Genomic DNA, 19,760 nt, shown 5'->3' on the forward strand with positions numbered 1-19,760 from the left:
AGGAAAAGGCCGCCCGATCATGACGATCGGACGGCCTTTTCGCTGTTCCAGGGTTGCCCTGACCGGGCCGGCTGCCGCCCCTTACGGGCAGGTGACGCAGGCGCTGACGACCGCCGCCAAGGGAATGAGCGCGAGCAGCAGAGGGACGATCTGTTTCATGACCGAAAATCCGTTTCCATCTGAAATCTAAATGGTTCGCGAGGCAAAAGGTTTCAATAGCCTGAACGGAATTCAGCCAGACCGTCCCGTTCCGGTACGCGCCGCCGTGCCGCCCCGATCCGTCGCGAGCCCGCCCGGACGCCCCGTCTCTGCCGCATCGCTCCACCCCAACCCCAAAGCCTTCTGGACGGCGATATAGCTGCCGGTCAGTTGCGCCGTACCTTGCGCAACGGCGATCACGGCGGACAGGCGCTGGCGCTCGATGTCGAGCTGGTCGATCAGCGTCGACGTACCCGCCTGCACGCGCAGGTCGTTCAGTCGCGCCGCGCGCGTCGCGCTCGCCTCCGCGCGGGCCAGCTGCGCGAGTTGCAGCCGGATGTTGCCGAACCGCGAGAGCGACGTCTCGGCATCCTGCAACGCCTCCAGCACCGTCTCGCGATATTGCGCGTCTGCGGCGTCGCGTTGTGCCTCCGCCTGCCGCACGCCGGCTCGTGCGCGGCCGAAATCGAGGACGTTCCAGCTCAGCATCGGCGTGAGCAGCGCGGTGAACTTTCCCGGATCGACGACGTCGGCGATGCTCGTACCCCCCAGCCCGAACAGGCCGAGGAATTTCACCGCGGGCAAGGTCTTGGCGACGTTGATTCCGATCTGCGCGTTGCTCGCCGCAAGCGCCCGCTCCGCCGCGCGCACGTCGGGCCGATGCGCGATCAGCGCGGCGGGATCGCCGATCGGCACCTCGCGCGGGGGCAGCGGCACCGGCACGTCGGTCGCGAGCGTCGCATCGAGCGCACCGGGCGTCCGCCCGGTCAGGATCGCGAGCTGGCCTTTGTATTCGTCGATCTGCGCAGCGAGCGGGATATTCTGCGCATCGGTACTTTCCAGCTGCTGCTGCAGGCGATCGACCTGCAACTGCGACGCGGTGCCCGCCGCCAGCCGCTGGCGCTGCAGCGCGAGCGCCTGTCGCTGCAAGGCGGTCGACCGCGCATTGAGCCGCGCGCGCGCCTGCACGTCGCGCAGCGCGACATAGGCCTGCGCGACCTGCGCCGACAGGCTGACCTGCGCATCGGCGAGATCGGCAAATCGCTGACCTACGGTGGCGCGCGCCTGCTCCGTGCCCCGCCGCGCGCTGCCGAACAAATCCGGCTCCCAGGATGCGGTGCCGCCGAGGTTGAAGAAATCGAGGCTCGACAGGCTCTGCGCCTGTCCCCCTGAACTACCGCCGCCATTTCCGCTTCCGCCACCGAGGCTCACATCGGGCAGTTGCGCATGCAGATAGGTCGCGCTCGCGCTGACGCTGGGCAGCCCGGCGGCGCGCTGTGCCCGCAGCTGTGCTTCGGCCGCGCGGATCCGCGCCTGCGCCGCATCGATCGTCGGGCTGTGCGCCAGCGCGTCGTCGACCAAGGCGGTCAGCGTCGGATCGCCCAGCGTCTCCCACCAGCGCGCGACGCCGGGCGTCCGGGTCAGCGCAGGATCGCCGGCGCGCACGAACGTCCCCCGGCCGACGGCGTCGGAGGCGACCGCGGGCGGTCCCTTGTAATCGGGGCCGACGGTGCAGCCCGCGAGCATCGCGAGGGAAAGAAGGGGAAGCGTCTGTCGCATCAATGCATCGCCGCGGGTGCGGCGTCCTTCGGCAAGGGGCGGAGGAACAGGATCAGCGGCAGCACCAGGAACGTGCCGACGCCCATGATCCAGAAGATGTCGTTGTAGGTCATCACCAATGCCTGACCCTGGATCTGACGCTCGATCAGCGGGATCGACCCGGGGCCGCCCATCCGGTGCACGTAATCCTGCACCGCGATGGAATTGGCGTTGATCGTCTCCTCGATCCGGCGTGAATGGAACCACATGCGCGTGTCCTGCAGGATGGAAATGCCCGCCAGCGCGAAGCTGCCGCCCAGATTGCGCACCGAATTGAACAGGCCCGACGCATCGCCCGCCTCCTGCGGCGGCACGGACCGCACGCACGCCTGGCTGAGGAACAGCATACCCAAAATCTGGCCCACGCCGCGCAGCAGCTGCGACGCGGTGAAGTCGCTTCCGTCCGACGTGATCGTAAGATTCGCGTCCATCAGCGCGGCGGTGCCCATGATGCACAGCCCCGCGCCGACCGCGAGGCGAATGTCGATCCGTTTGAGCAGGATCGGCACGATCGCCATCATGAACAGGCTGGGGATGCCCGACAGCAGCACGACCTTGCCCGATTGCAGCGCATTATAATCGGCGATCGACGCCAGGAACTGCGGGATCGCGTAGGAGGTGCCGTAGAGCACGATGCCGAGCACCATGCCCATCAAGGCGACCGCGCCGAATTGCCGGTCGAGCAGCAGCTTCAGCTTGATGACCGGCCGCTTCGCGGTGATCTGGCCGGCGAAGAGCAGCGCGAACCCCGTCACCGCCACCAGCGCCATCAACCGGATCAGCCCTGACGAAAACCATTGTTCGCGCTGCCCCTCTTCCAGGAAGACCGTGAGCCCACCGAGACCGAGCGCGAGGCCCGCGATGCCCAGCCAGTCCGCCTCGCCCAGCCGGTCGAGATGGCTCTTCTGGTGTGGCAGACCGACGAGCAGCAGCACGACCAGCGCGGCACAGATCGGCAGGTTGATGAAGAAGCTGTAGTGCCAGCTGATATTCTCGGTCAGCCAGCCGCCGATCAGCGGGCCGATCACCGGCCCCATGATCGCGGTGACGCCGAAGGCGGCGATACCGATCGGCTGCTGGCTGCGCGGCAGGCGCGTCGCGATGATGGTTTGCGCAGTCGGGATCATCGCGCCCCCGGTGAAGCCCTGCCCGACGCGGCCGATGATCATCGCGGTCAGCGACGTCGCGGTGCCGCAGATCATCGAAAAGCCGGTGAACAGCCCCGCCGCGATCAGCAGAAAGGTGCGCAGCCCGAGCAACCGCTCCAGCCATGCCGCCATCGGGATGATGACGATCTCCGCGACGAGATAGGCGGTGGCGACCCACGTCCCCTCCGTCCCGCTCGCGCCGATCTCGCCCTGGATCGTCGGCAGCGCGGAATTGACGATCGAGATGTCGAGCGTCGCCATCAGCGCGCCGAGCGTTCCCGCCGCGACAGCTAGCCATGCTGACAGATCCGCCTTCTGAACGCCACCCGCCGGCGCGGGCGAGGCGGTGCCGGCCGGTGCGGCCGCGCTGGCCACCTCAGCGGCCCTTTTCGTCGAGCTGCTTCTGCTGGTCGCGCAGCGGCTCCAGCTGTCCTTTCGCGCCGCTCGTGTCGACGGTGACGGTTACGGACAGGCCGGGCACCAGCAGGCGGCGCGCATCCGGGCTCGCCTCGATCGCGACGCGGACCGGCACGCGCTGGACGATCTTGGTGAAGTTGCCGGTCGCGTTCTGCGGCGGGATCAGCGAGAATTGCGCGCCCGTTCCCGGCGATACGCTTTCGACGTGACCGCGCAGTTCGACGCCGTCGAGCGCATCCACCTTTATCGTCGCCGGCTGGCCGGGGCGCATGAGGGCGAGCTGCGTCTCCTTGAAATTGGCGGTGACGTACAGCTTCGACAGCGGCACGACCGACATCAGCCGGGTCCCAGCCTGGACGAACTGGCCGACCGTCACCGACTTGTCGCCGATACGCCCGTCGATCGCGGCGCGGATCAGCGTCGAGCCGACGTCGACGTTGACCGCCGCAAGCTGCGCCCGCGCGCCCTCGGCCTGCGCCTGCCCCTGCTTCACCTGCGCCTCGAAGGCGGCGATGCGACGGCGCTGCATCGCCAGCGCTGCGGCCTGCACGCGCACCGAATCGGCGGACTGGCGCGCGGCGAGTTCCAATTGCGACAGCTGCTCGGGCGTCTCCGCCCCCGCCGCGGCCAGCGGGCGGTAGCGCGCCACTTCGCCGGCATCGTGCGCCGCCTTGGTACGCGCCGCGTCCAGCTGCGCCTGCGCCTGCGCGATCGTTGCATATTGTTCATTGATCGACGCACGCGCGGCGTCCGACGTCGCCCGTGCCTGCGCGACCTGCGCCTCTGCCTGCGCCGCCTGTGCGCGATAGCTGCGCGCGTCGATCCGGACGAGCGGCTGCCCCGCCTTCACATCCTGGTTATCGCCGACCAGCACGTCCGCGACATAGCCGCTGACCTTGGGCGCGACCGTCACCGCATCCGCCTGGATCGTGGCGTCGTTCGTATCCTGCATGAACTTGCCGTGGCTTTCGTAGCGGAGGTACCACAGCACGCTCAGCACCACGACCGCCGCCAGCAGGACGAGCAGGATCAGCTTCGCGCGCGGGCTCAGCCGCTTCGTTGGCTTGGCGTCCGCCGCCTCCTGCGCATCGGCGGGGCCTTGCGTGTCGGCATTTGCCCGGGCTGCCTCGTCCGTGTCCGCATGCGGCGTATCGCTCATCGGTAAAGCCATCCGTTGTGTTGTGATTGCGACCGTCTGCGCGACAAACGCGCCTGCACCCTTTTAACCGGACGCGATGTCCGCTATCGCAGGAACCCCGCGATCGGACAAGTGTTCCCCTTGCCGCCGCACGAAAATGGTCCCGTGACGACGATCGATCGGCGGTCCGCCCCGTTCGACCTTGTAGATGGGACGGACCGAGAGAGAGGAATGCCGCGATCCGCCCAGACGACGCCCCCGCCCCGCCGTTCGTGAGCCGCGCATTGCGTCGCGATGCGCAGTTGCGGCGCGAGGCTCTGCTGAATGCCGCGCACGAATGTTTCCGCGAGGGCGGGTTTACCGTGCCGCTCGAACAGATCGCCGAGCGCGCAGGCGTCGGCCGCGGCACGCTCTATCGCAATTTCGCCGATCGGATGGCGCTGGCCATTGCGATCTTCGAACGCGAGATCGACGCGGCCGAGGCGGTGATCGACCCCGCCGCGCCGCTCGCCGACACGTTGCTGCGCCTCGTCCGCCACGGTGCCCGCGCCAGCGCGATGTTCCAGCGCATCGCCGCGGACATCCCGCCGGACGGCGACAACCGCGACCGGTTCGAGGCTCTGCGCCAGCGCTTGGCCCGGCTGCTCGGCCCGGTAGCCGCCCGCGCCCACGCCGCCGGAACGCTCCGCCTCGACGTCGGTCCCGCCGACCTCGTCCTGGCCGTGCGCATGCTCAGCGGGCTCGCCAAGCACAGCCTGCCCGACCATGACGTCGACGCCGATCTGACCGTCGCGATCGGCCTGTTGCTCAGGGGGCTGCAGCCCTGAGTGCGGGACGCGCCAGGACGCCCCTCCCGCTATTTGCGCCCGAACAACTTCTCGATGTCGCCATGTGCCAGCTTCACCCAGGTGGGCCGTCCGTGGTTGCACTGGCCGGAATGCGGCGTCGCCTCCATCTCGCGGAGCAGCGCGTTCATTTCCGCGACCGACAGAACGCGGCCAGCGCGCACCGATCCATGGCATGCCATCGTCCCCGCCACCGCATCCAGCCGCTCGCGCAGCGACAGCGCCTGGTCGAAGGCGGCGAGCTCGTCCGCAAGATCGATCACCAGCCCCTTCGGATCCGCCTGCCCCAGCAGGGCCGGGGTCGCGCGCACCAGCATCGCGGTCGGGCCGAAGCGTTCGAGATCGAGTCCGAGCTCGGCGAGTTCGCCCCCGCGCGCCTCCAGCCGGTCGCAGCCCGGTTCGTCCAGTTCCACCACCTCGGGGATCAGCAACGCCTGGCTCGCCACCCGCCCGCCGGTCAGCGCGGCGCGCATGCGCTCAAGCACCAGCCGCTCGTGCGCCGCATGCTGGTCGACGAGGACGAGGCCATCCTCCGCCTCCGCGACGATATACGTCCTGGCGACCTGCCCGCGCGCGACGCCGAGCGGGTGCGAAGCGGTCTGCGGCGGCGGCGCCCAGGCGGCCTCGGCGCGGGCGGCGGGTGGCGGCGGCTGGAAGGTCGCACGCCGGTCGTTGAGGCTGAACTGTCGGAACAAGGCGCTCTCGTCCGCCCGCGTCTCCGACGTGCCCGGAAAGACCGGCGGCGCCGCGCCCGCCATCGCGGACACCGGCTCCGCCTGCCACATCGCCAATGCCGCCTCTGCGGGGCGCTGCACGCTGCGATGCCCCGCCTCGTCCAGCGCGCGGCGCAGGCCCGACACGATCAGGCCGCGGACCAGGGCGGGGTCGCGGAAGCGCACCTCGGTCTTGGCGGGATGGACGTTGACGTCAACCTGGTCGGGCGGCACGTCGAGGAACAGCGCGACGACCGCATGCCGGTCGCGCGGCAGCATTTCCGCATAGGCCCCGCGGATCGCCCCCATCAGCAGGCGGTCGCGCACCGGGCGGCCGTTGACGAACAGATATTGGTGATCGGCGACCCCGCGATTGTAGGTGGGGATGCTCGCCACCCCGCCCAGCACATGGCCTTCGCGCTCCAGGTCGATCGCGACCGCATTGTCGGCGAGCGCGCGGTCGGTCAACGCCGCGACTCGCGCCGGCCGGTCCTCGCCCGCCATCACCGACAAGACCCGCCGGCCGTCATGCTCGAGCGAAAAGGCGATATCGGGCCGTGCCATCGCCAACCGGCGTATCGTATCGAGACAGGCGGCATATTCGGCGCGTGGCGAGCGCAGGAACTTGCGTCGCGCGGGCACGCGGGCGAACAAAGCCTCAACGACGACGCGCGTGCCCGGCGGCAGCGCGGCCGGCGCCTCGCGCATCACGACGCCGTTGTCGACCGTCCGCGCCCAGCCCTCCGCCCCCCGAACGCGGCTTTCCAGCGTCAGCTGCGCGACGCTGGCGATCGAGGGCAGGGCTTCGCCGCGAAAGCCCATCGTCGTCACGTTTTCAATGGCTTCATCGGGCAGCTTGGACGTCGCGTGCCGTTCGAGCGCCAGCGCCATGTCGGCGGGCGTCATGCCGCAGCCATCGTCGGCGACCTCGATCCGCGCGAGCCCGCCGTCCGACAGCACGACCGCGATCCGAGTCGCGCCCGCGTCGATCGCATTCTCGACCAGCTCCTTCAACGCGCTGGCGGGCCTTTCCACCACTTCACCGGCGGCGATACGATTGACGAGTTGTTCGGGCAGACGACGTATTGACACGCGCCATGCTCTATACCAAGCGGCGGCATCCCGCGAGCCTTCCGCAATAACGCGACGGTACGACCCTGAGGCCGACACCGTGGCGTGCGGCGGCGCTGGCGGAGCCCTCGCACCGAAGACGGAAAATTTCGCCCGATGGCCCTCCCCCGCTTTTTCAAATTCATGTCCCACGACATGGCGATCGACCTCGGCACCGCGAACACCGTGGTCTATGTCCGGGGGCGCGGCATCGTCCTCAACGAACCGTCCGTCGTGGCGGTCGAGACGATCAACGGCATCAAGCGGGTGAAGGCGGTCGGTGACGACGCCAAGCTGATGATGGGCAAGACGCCGGGCAATATCGAGGCGATCCGTCCGCTTCGTGACGGGGTCATCGCCGACATCGACGTCGCCGAAGAGATGATCAAGGCGTTCATCCGCAAGGTGCACGGCCCGCGCAAGTTCGCGCGCTGGCCCGAGATCGTGATCTGCGTGCCGTCGGGGTCGACCAAGGTCGAACGCCGCGCGATCCGCGACGCCGCCTCGAACGCGGGCGCGAGCCAGGTCTATCTGATCGAGGAGCCGATGGCCGCCGCGATCGGCGCCGACATGCCCGTTACCGAGCCGATCGGCTCGATGGTCGTCGACATCGGCGGCGGCACGACCGAGGTCGCCGTCCTGTCGCTGCGCGGTCTCGCCTACACCACCAGCGTGCGCGTCGGCGGCGACAAGATGGACGAGGCGATCGTCAGTTACATCCGCCGCAACCACAATCTGCTGATCGGCGAAGCGACCGCGGAGCGGATCAAGCAGGAGGTCGGCATCGCCCGCCCGCCGGCGGACGGCATCGGCATGACGATCCACATCAAGGGTCGCGACCTCGTCAACGGGGTGCCTAAGGAAATCCAGATCAACCAGGGCCAGATCGCCGAAGCGCTGTCGGAGCCGGTGGCGACGATCGTAGAGGGCGTGCGCGTCGCGCTGGAGAATACCGCACCGGAACTGGCGGCGGACATCGTCGACCAGGGCATCGTGCTCACCGGTGGCGGCGCGCTGCTGCAGGGGCTGGACGAGGTGTTGCGCGACGAAACCGGTTTGCCGGTCACCGTCGCCGAGGATCCGCTGACCTGCGTCGCGCTGGGCACGGGCCGCGCGCTCGAGGATCCGATGTTCCGCGGCGTCCTGCAGAACGGTTAACCGCCAACCGGGGGGAAGCGGCGCATGGCGCCTGCCCGCGACCGTCGCACGGGTTTCTCGCGTCGGCGGCAATATTCGGCATTCTTCGCCTACGTGCTCGCGATCGCGGGCGCGCTGGTCGGTGTCGCGCTGCTCATCGTCTCCAGCTTCAACCCGCCCGCCTTCGCGGCGCTGCGGATGACGGTGGCGAGCGTGTCGGCACCCGTCGCGTCCGGGCTGGATGCGGCGGTCGGCACGGTGCGCACCGTGCCCGATGCGATCGGCAGCTGGTTTCGCGTCCATGGCGAAAACGCCGACCTGCGCGCGCAGGTGGCGCGGGACCAGCGGCTGCTGACCCGCGCACGGACGATCGCGTACGAGAACCGACGCCTGCGCGCACTGCTGGCGTTGCGCGACCGGGCGGAGGATGTCGTCGTCACCGCACGGCTCGTCGCCTCCACCGCGACCAGCGCGCGGCGATTCGCGCTGCTCAACGCTGGGCACTTCCAGGGCGTACGCACGGGCATGCCGGTACGCGGCCCCGTCGGCCTCGTCGGCCGCGTGCTGGAGACGGGGCCGATCGCGGCGCGCGTGCTGCTCGTCACCGATCCCGAAAGCCTCGTCCCCGTCCGCCGCACGCGCGACGGCCTGCCCGCCATCGCCGCGGGCCGCGGCGACGGCAGGGTCGAGGTGCGATCGGTCAACGCGACCAACGTCCGCTTCCAGCCGGGCGAGATGTTCGTGACGAGCGGCATCGGCGGCATCTACCCGCCGGGCATCCCGGTCGCCGCCGTCGCGGGCGCCGGCGTCGACAACGCGGTCGCCGTGCCGATCGCGTCGCCGGACGCGCTGGACTTCGCGCTGGTCGAGCGTCCGTTCATGCCGATGCCCGCGCCCACGCCGCGCGCGCCCGCCGCCGCGCACCTGCCATCGCCGGCGCCCGCGACGGCGCCATGAACACGATCGATCACCAGCCGTTCCGCATGCCCCTGCCTCCCGGGCGTGCGCGGGCGGTGCCGTGGCTCACCGTGATCGCCGGATCGGCACTCACCGCCGTGGTCCCCGTCGTCGCCAGCCTGGCGCTGCTGCCACCTTTCGGGCTCATCATGCTGCTGACGTGGCGGCTGCTCGCGCGGTTCGCGCTGCGGCCGTGGGCGGCGGCGCCGCTCGGGCTGTTCGACGACCTCGTCAGCGGCCAGCCGCTGGGGTCGGCGGTGCTGCTCTGGTCGCTCTGCTTCCTCGTGATCGACCTTATCGAACAACGGTTGGTGTTCCGTGATTTCTGGCAGGACTGGCTGATCGCCAGCGGCTGCGTCGCCTTCTGCCTCATCGCGGGCCGCTGGCTCGCTTTGCCGTTCGGCGCGCGCGTCGATCTTGTGTTATTGGCGCAGATCGTGATCGCCATCGCCCTGTTTCCCTTGTCGGCACGGTTCGTCGCCTGGATCGACCGCAAGCGGGGCGCGGTTTCGTGAAACGCGGCAAACGCATCGTCACCGAGGCGACGCAGACCTACAGCTTTTCGCGCCGCGCCTGGCTGCTCGGCACCGCGCAGCTTGGCGTCGGCGCGCTGCTCGCCGGCCGAATGGGATGGCTCGCGGTCGCGCAGAACGAGAAATACAACCTTCTTGCCGAGAGCAATCGCGTCAACCTGACGATGATCCCGCCGCGCCGCGGCTGGATCGTCGATCGCAACGGCGCGCCGATCGCGAACAATCGCACCGATTTTCGCGTCGACATCATCCCCGACCGACTGGAAGATCCCGACCGCACGATCGGCCTGCTCGCGCAAATTCTGCAACTGCCGCCCGACGAGGTCGAACGCATCAAGATCGACCTGAAGGGCGCGGCCGGATTCCAGCCGGTACAGGTCGCCGAGAATATCGACTGGGATCGGTTCGCCGCCGTCTCGCTGCGCCAGCCGGAATTGCCCGGTGTCGCGCCGACGCGCGGCTTTGCCCGCCATTATCCAGGCGGCGCGGCGGTCGCGCATCTGACCGGCTACGTCGGCACGCCCACCGCCGAGCAATATAAGGCGACGCGCGATCCCCTGCTCGTCACGCCAGGCTTCAAGATCGGCAAGGACGGGCTGGAAAAGATGCTCGAGCGCGACCTGCGCGGCACGCCCGGCGCGAAGCGCGTCGAGGTGACCGCGCGCGGCAAGCTGGTCGCCGAGCTCGCGACGCGTCCCGACGTGCCCGGCCGGACGCAGCGGCTGACGATCGACGCAGGCCTGCAGGATTATGCGGCGCGCCGACTCGGCACCAATTCGGGCTCCGCGGTGGTGATGGATTGCAACACCGGCGAGATCCTCGCCATGGTGTCGGTCCCCGCCTACGACCCCAACAGCTTCTCCGACGGTATCAGCCATCTGGAATGGCAGATGCTGTCGGAAAACGATCACGTACCGCTGATGAACAAGGTGACGCAGGGGCTCTATCCCCCCGGCTCCACCGTCAAGCCGATGAACGGCCTCGCGCTGCTGCACGCCGGCGTGAAGGCGAGCGACCGTGTCGTCTGCACCGGCGCGATGAAGGTCGGCACCGGCGTTTTCCACTGTCACAAGAAGGGCGGCCACGGCGCGCTCGACCTGAAGGGCGCGATCGAGCAGAGCTGCGACATCTATTTCTACGAGATGATCCGCCGCCACGGTTACGATGCGATCGCGCCGATCGCGCGCGAGATGGGGCTGGGCCAGAAATTCGACCTGCCGCTCGCGACCCAGCGCTATGGCACCGTCCCCGACTCGGCGTGGAAGCTGCGCAAGTACAAGAGCCGCTGGACCGTAGCCGACGGCCTGAACGCGTCGATCGGTCAGGGTTATGTGCTCGCCAACCCGCTGCAGCTGGCGGTGATGGCCTCGCGCCTCGCGTCCGGCAAAGCAGTGCAGCCCAGCCTGCTCGCCGATCGGGTCCATCGCAACCCCGCCCCCCTGCCTTTCCCGGCAGAGGATCTCGCGGTGGTGCGCAATGCGATGTTCGGCGTCGTCAATGCGGGCGGCACCGGCGGCGCGGCGCGGATGTACGTGCCCGGCGTCGCGCTCGCGGCGAAGACGGGCACCGCGCAGGTGCGCCGCATCACCATGGCGGAACGGCGCGCAGGCGTCCTCAAGAACGGGCAATTGCCGTTCAAGCTGCGCGACCACGCGCTGCTCATCGCTTTCGCGCCGGCGGACAATCCCAAATATGCACTGGGCATCGCGCTGGAGCATAATGGCCATACCGTCCGCGATCTCGACGCGCCGCTGATCGGCCGCGACATCATGACTTATCTGTTCGACAAGCAGCGCGCGATGACCAGTCTTGCCGAGATCGAGCCTTCCTGGGGGGGCGACATCGCGACGCGCATGGCGGCGGAGGCCAACGCCTATCGCGCGGCGAACGCCCCCGCGCCTGCCGCCGCCGCGACCAAGACGGACGCGACGGTGCCGAGCGATTCGGATGCGGTCGAGGCGGCGACCGATCTTGCCAACCAGACGCAGGCGGCGCTCGCCAACGAAAGCGCGGGCGACACCGTCGCCGAGGGCGGCTCGACCGAGCGGAGCGACGACCAATGAGCCGCGGCGGGATCGTCCCCGACCCGATCGCGCGCCTGCCGTGGAAGGTGATCCTGCTCGTCGTCGCGATCGGGACGTTCGGCCAGATCGTGCTCTATTCGGCCGCGGGCGGCTCGCTGAAACCCTGGGCGCTCAGCCAGGGCCTGCGCTTCTACGTCTTCGTCGCCGGCGCGATCGCCATTTCCTACGTGCCGGAGCGCGTGTGGCGCGCCGGGGCGATGCCCGCCTATGGCGCGCTCGTCGTGCTGCTGGTCTTCGTCGAGCTGCTCGGCGCGGTGCGCGGCGGCAGCCAGCGCTGGCTGGACCTCGGCTTCATCCGCCTGCAACCGTCCGAATTGATGAAGCCCGCGATCGTGCTCGCCTGCGCGCGCTTTTACGACATGCTGCCCGCGGGCGAGACGCGGCGGTTCAGCGCGATCTGGCCCGCCGCGCTGCTGATCGGCATTCCGGCCGCGCTGATCATGAAACAGCCCGACCTCGGCACCGCGCTGATGGTCTGCGCAGGCGGTGCGACGATCATGTTCCTCGCCGGCGTGCCGCTGCGGCTGTTCATCGGCGGCGCGCTGTCGGTCGCGATCGCCGCGCCGCTCGTCATCAATTACGTGCTGCACGATTATCAGCGCAATCGCATCTTCATCTTCCTCGACCCGGAAAGCGATCCGCTGCGTACCGGTTATCACATCAGCCAGTCCAAGATCGCGATCGGATCGGGGGGCATTTGGGGCAAGGGCTTCCTGCAAGGCACGCAGAGCCATCTCGACTATCTGCCCGAAGGCCATACCGACTTCGTCTTCGCGACGATGGCCGAAGAATGGGGCCTCGTCGGTGGCTGCCTGCTGATCCTGGCGTTTCTGCTCGTCATCCGCTGGGGCATCAACGTCGGCCAGAACGCGGGGACGCGGTTCGCGCGCCTGACCGCGGCGGGCCTGTCGACGACCATCTTTTTCTACGTCGCGATCAACCTCGCCATGGTCATGGGACTTGCGCCCGTTGTCGGCATTCCGCTGCCCCTCGTCAGCTTCGGCAGTTCGGCGCAGATGACGGTGTTGTTGTGCCTGGGCATCCTGATGTCGATCGATCGGGAAAATCGCCGGCGGGTGCGCTGGTAGGCGAAAAAAGGGTTGCGGGCCGGCAAATCTCTGCTAATTGGCCGCCTCCCGACGCGGTCGGCGCCGCACCAAAGCGCCTCGATCCACCGGTCACGGACGCATAGCTCAGTTGGTAGAGCAGCTGACTCTTAATCAGCGGGTCCTTGGTTCGAGCCCAAGTGCGTCCACCATATTCTCCAGCGGCCCTGCAGCGATGCGGGGCCGTTGTGCATGGGGCACCCGGCAGGGCCGTCCCGCAGCGACGGAAAGACAGCGACATGGCATACAAGGTCCCCAACTTTTCCGAGCGCGCATCGGCCTCGCGCGATGCCAAGGCGACCGCGCTCGAAAAGCTGCGCAACAAGGCTGCGCCCGACCCCGCCGTCGTCGCCGCCCGCGCCGCCGCGCGCGAGGCGAAGGAAGCCGCGGACGCCGAGCGCCGCGCCGCGCACAAGGCGGCGATCGAGCAGGAGAAGGCCGCGCGCGAGGAAGCGCGCGCGCAGGCGCAGGCGGATGCCGCCGCAGCGGCGGAAGCCGCCGCCGCCGCGAAGCGCCCGCCATCGGTTCCGACCGCCGCCGAGCTGAAGGCGGCGCGCGATGCGCGCTACGCCGCGCGCAAGGCCCGGCAGGGCAAATGACCCCGCGCGAGCTGCTGGGCGTGGCCGACGTGCCCGGCGGCGAACCGCTGCGCCTGTTCCGGCGCGGTGGCGATTTCATGATCGTGCTCGATCGCAACGAGCTGATGAGCACGCGGATGAGCGGCTCCGAAGTTGCGCTGGGCACGATGACCTGCGACCGGCTGGGCGCGCGCGCAGCGCCGCACCTGCTGATCGGCGGATACGGCATGGGCTTCACGCTGCGCGCGGTGCTCGGCCGGCTCGGTCCCGACGCCCGCATCACCGTTGCCGAACTGGTGCCCGGCATCATCCAATGGGCGCGCGGTCCGATGGCCGAGCTGACCGCCGGATGTCTCGACGATCCGCGCGTCAGCCTCACGATGGGCGACGTCGGCGAGGCGATCCGGGCGGGCGCGCGGCGCTATGACGCGATCCTGCTCGACGTCGACAACGGGCCCGACGGGCTGACGCGCGCCGCCAACGACGGCCTCTATTCGGCGCGTGGCCTCGACGCGGCGCGCACCGCGCTGCGTCCGGGCGGCGTGCTCGCGATCTGGTCGGCGGCGCCCGACGCCGCCTTCGCGAAACGGCTGGCCCGCTCGGGCTTCGCGGTCGACGAAGTCCGCGTCCGCGCGCGCGACGATGGCAAGGGCGGTGGCAAGGGCGCGACGCATATCATCTGGTTCGCGACGCCGCGTTGAGGCTGGACGCGTTGAGACTGGGCGCGTTGAGACTGGACTAGGGCCTCGCACTGTCGCATGGGGGCCGCGTCGCCGGGTTAGCTCAGCTGGTAGAGCAGCGGTTTTGTAAACCGAAGGTCGCGGGTTCGATCCCTGCACTCGGCACCATTCCCGAAAGGATCGGTCCTGCAAAGCGTCCTGCGTATCCTCTTCGGCGCAGCCCTTCTTTTCGCGCTCGGCATGGCGTTCACGCCGCACCCGCCGCACATGCCGCTGCCGGATAACGACAAGGTCCAGCACATGCTGGCGTTCGGGACGCTGACGATCCTCGCGGTCGCCGGCTGGCCGCGCGCCGAACTGCTGCGGATCGGTGAGCGCCTGTCCTTCGTCGGCGCGCTGGTCGAGGTGGTGCAGTCGATCCCGGCGCTGCACCGCGACTGCGACATCCACGACTGGCTGGCCGATACGACGGTGATCGTCGGCGTGCTGCTCGTCGTCGTCGCCTGGCGTCGCGCGCATCCGCTGCGCGCCTGAACGGCTGCAACCGCGGCGGTGCCGGAGCGTTCCGCTTGCGCAATGGTCCCCGCTTCCACGATAAAGCCTGCTCCCAGGATAAAGGTTGCCAGCTACAACATCCACAAGGGGATCGGGCTCGATCGGCGCCGCAACCCGGAACGGGTGCTGGAGGTGTTGCGCGAGATCGACGCCGACATCGTCGCGCTGCAGGAGGCGGACCGGCGATTCGGCGCCCGCGAATCGGTGATCCCACGCCACCTGCTCGACGAGCATAGCGACTGGAAGCCGGTCGAGTTCGGCATGCGTGCGCTGTCGATGGGCTGGCATGGCAACGTCATTCTGGTGCGCAAGAACGCGCAGATCGTCGACCGGGAAGCGATCCACCTGCCCGCGCTGGAACCGCGCGGCGCGGTGATGGCGGATGTGCGCACGCCGGCGGGCGTGATCCGCGTCGTCGGCATGCATCTGGACCTTTCGGGCCTGTGGCGCCGGAGGCAGGCCGCAGCGATCCTTGCGCATGTCGATGCCTCGCTGCACCGTCACCCGACGATATTGATGGGAGACCTCAACGAGTGGACCGCAGCGGCAGGATGCCTGCGCGACTTCGGCCGCGACCATGCCATGGCGCCGACGGGACCGAGCTTCCATTCGCGACGCCCGGTCGGCCGGCTCGACCGGATCATGGTGTCGCGCGAACTGACCGTCGCCGAGTGCGGCGTCCACACCAGCGCCGCCGCGCGCAAGACGTCCGATCATCTGCCCATCTGGGCGACGCTGGCGCTCGCATGAGCGCGGCGGCCCGACGCTGATGCGCGAAAAGGAGCTGCGCCTCGCGCTCGTCTGCTACGGCGGCATCAGCCTTGCGGTCTACATGCACGGCATCACCAAGGAGGTGTGGCGCGTCGTCCGGGCCAGCCGCGCCAGCCACGACGGGACGCAGCCGGATGCAGGCAGCGAGCGCGTCTACGCCGCACTGATCGAGGAGATCGAGGCAACGGCCGGCATGAAGCTGCGCGTCCTTGCCGATATCGTCGCGGGCGCGTCGGCGGGCGGTATCAACGGCATCTTCCTCGCCCAGGCGATCACCACGGGGCAAAGCCTGGAGCCGCTGACCAACCTGTGGCTGACCTCCGCCGACGTCGAGGCGCTGATCGACCCGCAAGCCGCACCCGCCACGCGCTTTTCGAAGATGTGGGCGCTGCCCATCGCCTGGATGGCGGCGGGACGCAGTGCGGACAAGGTCGCCGCGCTTGACGAGGCGACACGCGAGGAGGTGCGCAGCAAGCTATCGCATTTCGTCCGGTCGCGCTGGTTCGAACCGCCGTTCGGGGGGGCGACGTTTACCGGCATGCTGCTCGACGCGTTCGACGCCATGGCGGCGACGCCGCGCGGCCCCCGTCTGCTTCCCGATGGCCAGCCGCTCGACCTGTTCGTCACCGTTACCGATTTCACCGGCCATCCCGAACGGCTGTCGCTCAATTCGCCGCCGGAGGTGCTGGAAACCGAACACCGCATCGTCATCGGCTTTTCGGATCACGGCGTGCCGGGGGCCGCACTGGCGGCGATCCCCGATCTCGCCTTCGCGGCGCGCGCGACGTCGAGCTTCCCCGGCGCGTTCCCGCCGTTCACCGTCGCCGAGCTCGATGGCGTTCTCGCGGAACGCGGCCTTGCCTGGCCCGAGCGCAACGCCTTCCTGAAGCGCGCCCTGCCCCGCCATTTCGCGGCGCGGCAGGCCGAAAAGGCAGTGCTGATCGACGGATCGGTGCTGGCCAACGCCCCCTTCCGCCCCGCCATCGACGCGTTGAAGGAACGCCCCGCGCGGCGGGAGATAGACCGTCGCTTCGTCTACATAGACCCATCGCCCGGGATCAAGATCCGCCTCGGCTCGGGTGGTGGTGATCCCGGTTTCTTCCAGACCATACTCGGCGCGCTCAGCGACCTGCCGCGTCAGCAGCCGATCCGCGACAACCTCGAGGCCATCGCGGCGCGATCGGCGCGGATCGACCGGATGCGCGGCATCGTCACCGCGTTGCGCCCCGCCGTGGAGGAAGAGATTGGCGCACTGTTCGGCCATACCTTCTTCCTCGACAGCCCGACGGCGGCGCGCCTCGTCGCGTGGCGTCGCCGCGCGCAGACCGCCGCGGCGACCCGCGCGGGCTATGGCTATGCCGCCTACGGCCATCTGAAGCTTGCCGGCGTCATCGATACGATTACCGCGCTGCTCTATCATGTCGGCGGCGAGCCGGGGCAGCACCGATGGCGCCGGTTGAAGGCCGCGATCGAGTCGGCGATCGCGGCGCGCGGCTTCGGCGAGGTCGGCCCGACCTTCACCGGCAAGGAAAGCGCGGCGACGATCGACTTCCTGCGCACCTACGACATCGGCTTCCGCATCCGCCGCCTGCGCCTGATGGCGCGGCGCCTGACCGAGGTCGAGGCGGAGGGCGCGGATGTCGAGCCGATCCGCGACGCCATCTACGATTCGCTCGCGCTCTACCTGCAACGCCAGCGCGCCGACGATCATCCGCATCTGAAGGATCAGGTCCGCAGCCTGCGCGGTGGGGATGCCGTGCCCCTGCTCGATGCATTGGCGGCGGCACTCGACCTTACCCGCCTCGACGCCGAAACCGACGCCCGCCTCGCCAGCGCCCTCAACGCGCTCGACAAGGCGCCGCGCCGCGCGCTGCTGCTCGCCTATCTGGGCTTCCCCTATTACGACACCGCGACGCTGCCGCTGCTGCAGGGCGAGGGGCTCGACGAATTCGACCCGATCAAGGTCGACCGGATCGCCCCCGACGATGCGACCGCGATCCGCAGCGGCGGCGCGGAGGCGACGCTGAAGGGCATCCAGTTCAACAGCTTCGGCGCGTTCTTCAGCCGCGCGTACCGCGAGAACGACTATCTATGGGGCCGCCTGCACGGCGCCGAGCGGATGATCGACATCTGCGTGTCCACCCTGCCCGCGTCGGTGCGCATGCGCGCGGGCCGCGTCGCCGCGATCAAGCGCGCCGCCTTCCACGCGATCCTCGATGAAGAGGAACCGCGGCTCACCGCCATTCCCGCATTGATCGCCAGCCTGCGCCGCGAAATCGGCTAGGGACGCGATCGGGCGGCGGACGACGCCGACGGGCTGGCCATCGCGCGATGCAGCCGCTAGCGTTCGGACCGCCCCTGGGAGTTCCGCATGCAGTTCCTCAAGATCCTGTTCTGGTTCCTGCTCGCCTTCGTCGCGGCGCTGTTCACCTACGGCAACTGGACCAGCATCCAGATCAACCTGTGGGGCGGGTTGATCGCCGACGTGAACCTGCCGCTGCTGCTGCTCGTCACCTTCCTCCTCGGTTTCCTGCCGACCTACCTTTATCTGGGCGCGGTACGCTGGCGACTGCGTCAGCGGCTGACCAACAGCGAGCGGATGCTGGCGGACATGCGCGCGATGCCTCCTTCCGCCGCATCGTCGCTGGCGATCCCGCCGGCGGGCGATGCCGATCGGATCGACGCCGCCGTCGCCGCGGAGGGGCGCCTGCTGTGAGCCCGATCTACGTCGCGATCGACACGCCCGACCTCGCCCGCGCCAAGGCATTGGCGAGCCGGGTCCGCCATCACGTTGGCGGCATCAAGCTCGGCCTCGAATTCTTTTGCGCGCACGGCCAGGCGGGGGTGCGCGAAATGGAGGCGCTCGGCCTGCCCGTTTTCCTCGATCTCAAACTCCACGACATCCCCAATACGGTCGCCAAGGCGGTGATGGCGCTGAGCCCGCTCGCCCCGGCGATCCTGACCGTCCACGCTGCCGGCGGCCGTGCGATGCTCGAGGATGCGAAAGCCGCCGCGCCGCCGCAGACCAAGGTCGTCGCGGTGACAATGCTGACCAGCCTCGACAACGACGACCTCGCCGCGACCGGCGTCGCGGGCAGCCCGCACGACCATGTCCTGCGCCTGGCGGAGCTGGCGCACGCCGCCGGGATCGACGGCATCGTCTGTTCGGGCGCGGAGGTCGCCGCGGCCAAGGCGGCGTGGCCCAAGGGATTCTTCGTCGTGCCCGGCGTCCGACCCGCGGATGGCGTGGTGGGTGACCAGAAGCGGGTGGTCACGCCGCGCGCCGCACTGGATGCGGGCGCGTCGGTGCTGGTGGTCGGCCGTCCGATCACCCAGGCCGAGGACCCGGACGCTGCCGCGCGGGCGATCGGCGCGACCCTATGACCGTTCGACTGTGAGCGCCCGGCGATGAGCGACGCCGCGCCGCGATCGGGTGGCTGCCATTGCGGCGCGATCCGCTTCACGGTGCGCTTGTCGGGCGGTTTCGACGCCGCGCGGCGGTGCGATTGCAGCTATTGCCGGATGCGCGGCGCGGTCGCGCTGACCGCCCGTGTCGGTGACCTCGCCATCCTGTCCGGTGCGGACCGGCTGTCGACCTACCGCTTCAACACCGGTGCGGCGGAACATCATTTCTGCTCCGTTTGCGGCATCTATACGCATCATCGCCGACGTTCGAACGGCGACGAATATGGCGTCAACGCCGCCTGCCTCGACGGCGTCAGCCCGTTCGATTTTCCGGAGATTCCGGTCAACGACGGCGTGCATCATCCATCCGACGGTGGCAGCAACCGGATCGTCGGCGTCCTGCGCTTCGTACCAGCGGCCTGATCGGCGATGGCGTTGATCCGCCCCTTCCTGCCCGCACGCGACTTCGCGCTGTCCCAGGCATTTTACGAAGCGATCGGGTTCACCCGCCTTTACGCCGACGATGGTGTCGCGATCTTCGAATATGACGGCGCGGGCTTTCTGCTCCAGAATTACTATCAGGCCGAATGGGCCGGCAATTCGATGCACCAGCTGTTCGTCACCGACCTCGACGACTGGTGGCGCCGGACAGAGACGCTGGCGCAGCGGTTCGGCGTGCGTGCGCCCCAGGCGCCCGAAATGAAGCCCTGGGGCATTCGCGTCGGCATGCTGGTCGATCCGGCGGGCGTGCTGTGGCACGTCTGCGAAGAACCGGATGCCTGACGG

Annotated in this window: 19 protein-coding genes and 2 tRNA genes; 17 read left to right on the forward strand and 4 right to left on the reverse strand. The window is 69.2% G+C overall.

What is annotated here, in order from left to right:
* Nucleotides 1-231: 231 nt before the first annotated feature.
* The 3 genes from DM480_RS15215 to DM480_RS15225 are packed head-to-tail and all read right to left on the reverse strand — an operon-like array spanning nucleotide 232 to nucleotide 4,521.
* Nucleotides 232-1,758 (reverse strand): efflux transporter outer membrane subunit, encoded by a 1,527-nt coding sequence (locus DM480_RS15215; RefSeq protein WP_115380362.1) that lies wholly within the window; start codon nucleotides 1,756-1,758, stop codon nucleotides 232-234.
* Nucleotides 1,758-3,320 carry an MDR family MFS transporter gene (locus DM480_RS15220; RefSeq protein WP_115380364.1) on the reverse strand — a complete coding sequence of 521 codons (1,563 nt, stop codon included), beginning with the start codon at nucleotides 3,318-3,320 and terminating at the stop codon, nucleotides 1,758-1,760. The genes DM480_RS15215 and DM480_RS15220 overlap by 1 nt, the downstream gene beginning before the upstream one ends.
* A 1-nt stretch (nucleotide 3,321) precedes the next feature.
* Nucleotides 3,322-4,521 (reverse strand): HlyD family secretion protein, encoded by a 1,200-nt coding sequence (locus DM480_RS15225; protein ID WP_115380366.1) that lies wholly within the window; start codon nucleotides 4,519-4,521, stop codon nucleotides 3,322-3,324.
* Nucleotides 4,522-4,784: 263 nt separating this feature from the next.
* On the opposite strand from DM480_RS15225, the gene DM480_RS15230 reads away from it, so the two are divergent.
* Complete coding sequence (locus DM480_RS15230; RefSeq protein WP_157968812.1) at nucleotides 4,785-5,327, forward strand: TetR/AcrR family transcriptional regulator; 543 nt, start codon at nucleotides 4,785-4,787, stop codon at nucleotides 5,325-5,327.
* Nucleotides 5,328-5,356: 29 nt separating this feature from the next.
* On the opposite strand, the gene mutL is transcribed toward DM480_RS15230, so the two are convergent.
* Nucleotides 5,357-7,150 (reverse strand): DNA mismatch repair endonuclease MutL, encoded by a 1,794-nt coding sequence (mutL, locus tag DM480_RS15235; protein ID WP_115380370.1) that lies wholly within the window; start codon nucleotides 7,148-7,150, stop codon nucleotides 5,357-5,359.
* A gap of 135 nt (nucleotides 7,151-7,285) precedes the next feature.
* On the opposite strand from mutL, the gene DM480_RS15240 reads away from it, so the two are divergent.
* From DM480_RS15240 to DM480_RS15315, 16 genes are all read left to right on the forward strand, one after another.
* Nucleotides 7,286-8,326 carry a rod shape-determining protein gene (locus tag DM480_RS15240; RefSeq protein ID WP_115380372.1) on the forward strand — a complete coding sequence of 347 codons (1,041 nt, stop codon included), beginning with the start codon at nucleotides 7,286-7,288 and terminating at the stop codon, nucleotides 8,324-8,326.
* A 24-nt stretch (nucleotides 8,327-8,350) separates the two neighbouring features.
* On the forward strand, nucleotides 8,351-9,262 hold the full coding sequence (mreC, locus tag DM480_RS15245) for a rod shape-determining protein MreC (protein WP_115380374.1): 912 nt from the start codon (nucleotides 8,351-8,353) through the stop codon (nucleotides 9,260-9,262).
* Nucleotides 9,259-9,777 carry a rod shape-determining protein MreD gene (locus DM480_RS15250; RefSeq protein WP_115380376.1) on the forward strand — a complete coding sequence of 173 codons (519 nt, stop codon included), beginning with the start codon at nucleotides 9,259-9,261 and terminating at the stop codon, nucleotides 9,775-9,777. Before mreC ends, DM480_RS15250 begins: the two co-directional genes overlap by 4 nt.
* Nucleotides 9,774-11,858 (forward strand): penicillin-binding protein 2, encoded by a 2,085-nt coding sequence (mrdA, locus tag DM480_RS15255; RefSeq protein WP_115380378.1) that lies wholly within the window; start codon nucleotides 9,774-9,776, stop codon nucleotides 11,856-11,858. The genes DM480_RS15250 and mrdA overlap by 4 nt, the downstream gene beginning before the upstream one ends.
* A complete protein-coding gene (rodA, locus tag DM480_RS15260) occupies nucleotides 11,855-12,967 on the forward strand; it encodes a rod shape-determining protein RodA (protein ID WP_115380380.1) in 1,113 nt (370 codons plus the stop codon). Before mrdA ends, rodA begins: the two co-directional genes overlap by 4 nt.
* Nucleotides 12,968-13,061: 94 nt before the next feature.
* Nucleotides 13,062-13,137: transfer RNA gene (locus DM480_RS15265), tRNA-Lys, on the forward strand.
* A gap of 87 nt (nucleotides 13,138-13,224) precedes the next feature.
* Nucleotides 13,225-13,584: a DUF6481 family protein gene (locus tag DM480_RS15270; RefSeq protein WP_115380382.1), complete on the forward strand. Its 360-nt coding sequence runs from the start codon at nucleotides 13,225-13,227 to the stop codon at nucleotides 13,582-13,584.
* Nucleotides 13,581-14,264 carry a spermidine synthase gene (locus DM480_RS15275; protein WP_115380384.1) on the forward strand — a complete coding sequence of 228 codons (684 nt, stop codon included), beginning with the start codon at nucleotides 13,581-13,583 and terminating at the stop codon, nucleotides 14,262-14,264. The genes DM480_RS15270 and DM480_RS15275 overlap by 4 nt, the downstream gene beginning before the upstream one ends.
* 71 nt (nucleotides 14,265-14,335) lie before the next feature.
* Nucleotides 14,336-14,411: transfer RNA gene (locus DM480_RS15280), tRNA-Thr, on the forward strand.
* A 72-nt stretch (nucleotides 14,412-14,483) separates the two neighbouring features.
* Entirely contained in the window at nucleotides 14,484-14,777 is a 294-nt protein-coding gene (locus DM480_RS15285) for a hypothetical protein (protein ID WP_232834039.1), read from the forward strand.
* A 42-nt stretch (nucleotides 14,778-14,819) separates the two neighbouring features.
* A complete protein-coding gene (locus tag DM480_RS15290; RefSeq protein ID WP_115380388.1) occupies nucleotides 14,820-15,548 on the forward strand; it encodes an endonuclease/exonuclease/phosphatase family protein in 729 nt (242 codons plus the stop codon).
* Nucleotides 15,549-15,567: 19 nt separating this feature from the next.
* Nucleotides 15,568-17,853 (forward strand): patatin-like protein, encoded by a 2,286-nt coding sequence (locus DM480_RS15295; RefSeq protein WP_115380390.1) that lies wholly within the window; start codon nucleotides 15,568-15,570, stop codon nucleotides 17,851-17,853.
* Nucleotides 17,854-17,940: 87 nt separating this feature from the next.
* Complete coding sequence (locus DM480_RS15300; RefSeq protein WP_115380392.1) at nucleotides 17,941-18,285, forward strand: lipopolysaccharide assembly protein LapA domain-containing protein; 345 nt, start codon at nucleotides 17,941-17,943, stop codon at nucleotides 18,283-18,285.
* A complete protein-coding gene (gene pyrF / locus DM480_RS15305) occupies nucleotides 18,282-18,953 on the forward strand; it encodes an orotidine-5'-phosphate decarboxylase (RefSeq protein WP_115380394.1) in 672 nt (223 codons plus the stop codon). Before DM480_RS15300 ends, pyrF begins: the two co-directional genes overlap by 4 nt.
* Nucleotides 18,954-18,977: 24 nt before the next feature.
* Nucleotides 18,978-19,397 carry a GFA family protein gene (locus DM480_RS15310; protein ID WP_115380396.1) on the forward strand — a complete coding sequence of 140 codons (420 nt, stop codon included), beginning with the start codon at nucleotides 18,978-18,980 and terminating at the stop codon, nucleotides 19,395-19,397.
* A gap of 6 nt (nucleotides 19,398-19,403) precedes the next feature.
* Entirely contained in the window at nucleotides 19,404-19,757 is a 354-nt protein-coding gene (locus DM480_RS15315; RefSeq protein ID WP_115380398.1) for a glyoxalase, read from the forward strand.
* The last annotated feature ends 3 nt before the right edge of the window (nucleotides 19,758-19,760 follow it).

This window comes from Sphingomonas sp. FARSPH (assembly GCF_003355005.1).
Classification (GTDB): domain Bacteria; phylum Pseudomonadota; class Alphaproteobacteria; order Sphingomonadales; family Sphingomonadaceae; genus Sphingomonas.

Coding starts and splice junctions, on each gene's coding strand:
- DM480_RS15215 (WP_115380362.1), bottom strand. CDS start 1,758: ATGCGACAGACGCTTCCCCTTCTTTCCCTCGCGATGCTCGCGGGCTGC.
- DM480_RS15225 (WP_115380366.1), bottom strand. CDS start 4,521: ATGAGCGATACGCCGCATGCGGACACGGACGAGGCAGCCCGGGCAAAT.
- DM480_RS15240 (WP_115380372.1), top strand. CDS start 7,286: ATGGCCCTCCCCCGCTTTTTCAAATTCATGTCCCACGACATGGCGATC.
- mreC (WP_115380374.1), top strand. CDS start 8,351: ATGGCGCCTGCCCGCGACCGTCGCACGGGTTTCTCGCGTCGGCGGCAA.
- DM480_RS15250 (WP_115380376.1), top strand. CDS start 9,259: ATGAACACGATCGATCACCAGCCGTTCCGCATGCCCCTGCCTCCCGGG.
- rodA (WP_115380380.1), top strand. CDS start 11,855: ATGAGCCGCGGCGGGATCGTCCCCGACCCGATCGCGCGCCTGCCGTGG.
- DM480_RS15270 (WP_115380382.1), top strand. CDS start 13,225: ATGGCATACAAGGTCCCCAACTTTTCCGAGCGCGCATCGGCCTCGCGC.
- DM480_RS15275 (WP_115380384.1), top strand. CDS start 13,581: ATGACCCCGCGCGAGCTGCTGGGCGTGGCCGACGTGCCCGGCGGCGAA.
- DM480_RS15285 (WP_232834039.1), top strand. CDS start 14,484: ATGGCGTTCACGCCGCACCCGCCGCACATGCCGCTGCCGGATAACGAC.
- DM480_RS15290 (WP_115380388.1), top strand. CDS start 14,820: ATGGTCCCCGCTTCCACGATAAAGCCTGCTCCCAGGATAAAGGTTGCC.
- DM480_RS15295 (WP_115380390.1), top strand. CDS start 15,568: ATGCGCGAAAAGGAGCTGCGCCTCGCGCTCGTCTGCTACGGCGGCATC.
- DM480_RS15300 (WP_115380392.1), top strand. CDS start 17,941: ATGCAGTTCCTCAAGATCCTGTTCTGGTTCCTGCTCGCCTTCGTCGCG.
- DM480_RS15310 (WP_115380396.1), top strand. CDS start 18,978: ATGAGCGACGCCGCGCCGCGATCGGGTGGCTGCCATTGCGGCGCGATC.
- DM480_RS15315 (WP_115380398.1), top strand. CDS start 19,404: ATGGCGTTGATCCGCCCCTTCCTGCCCGCACGCGACTTCGCGCTGTCC.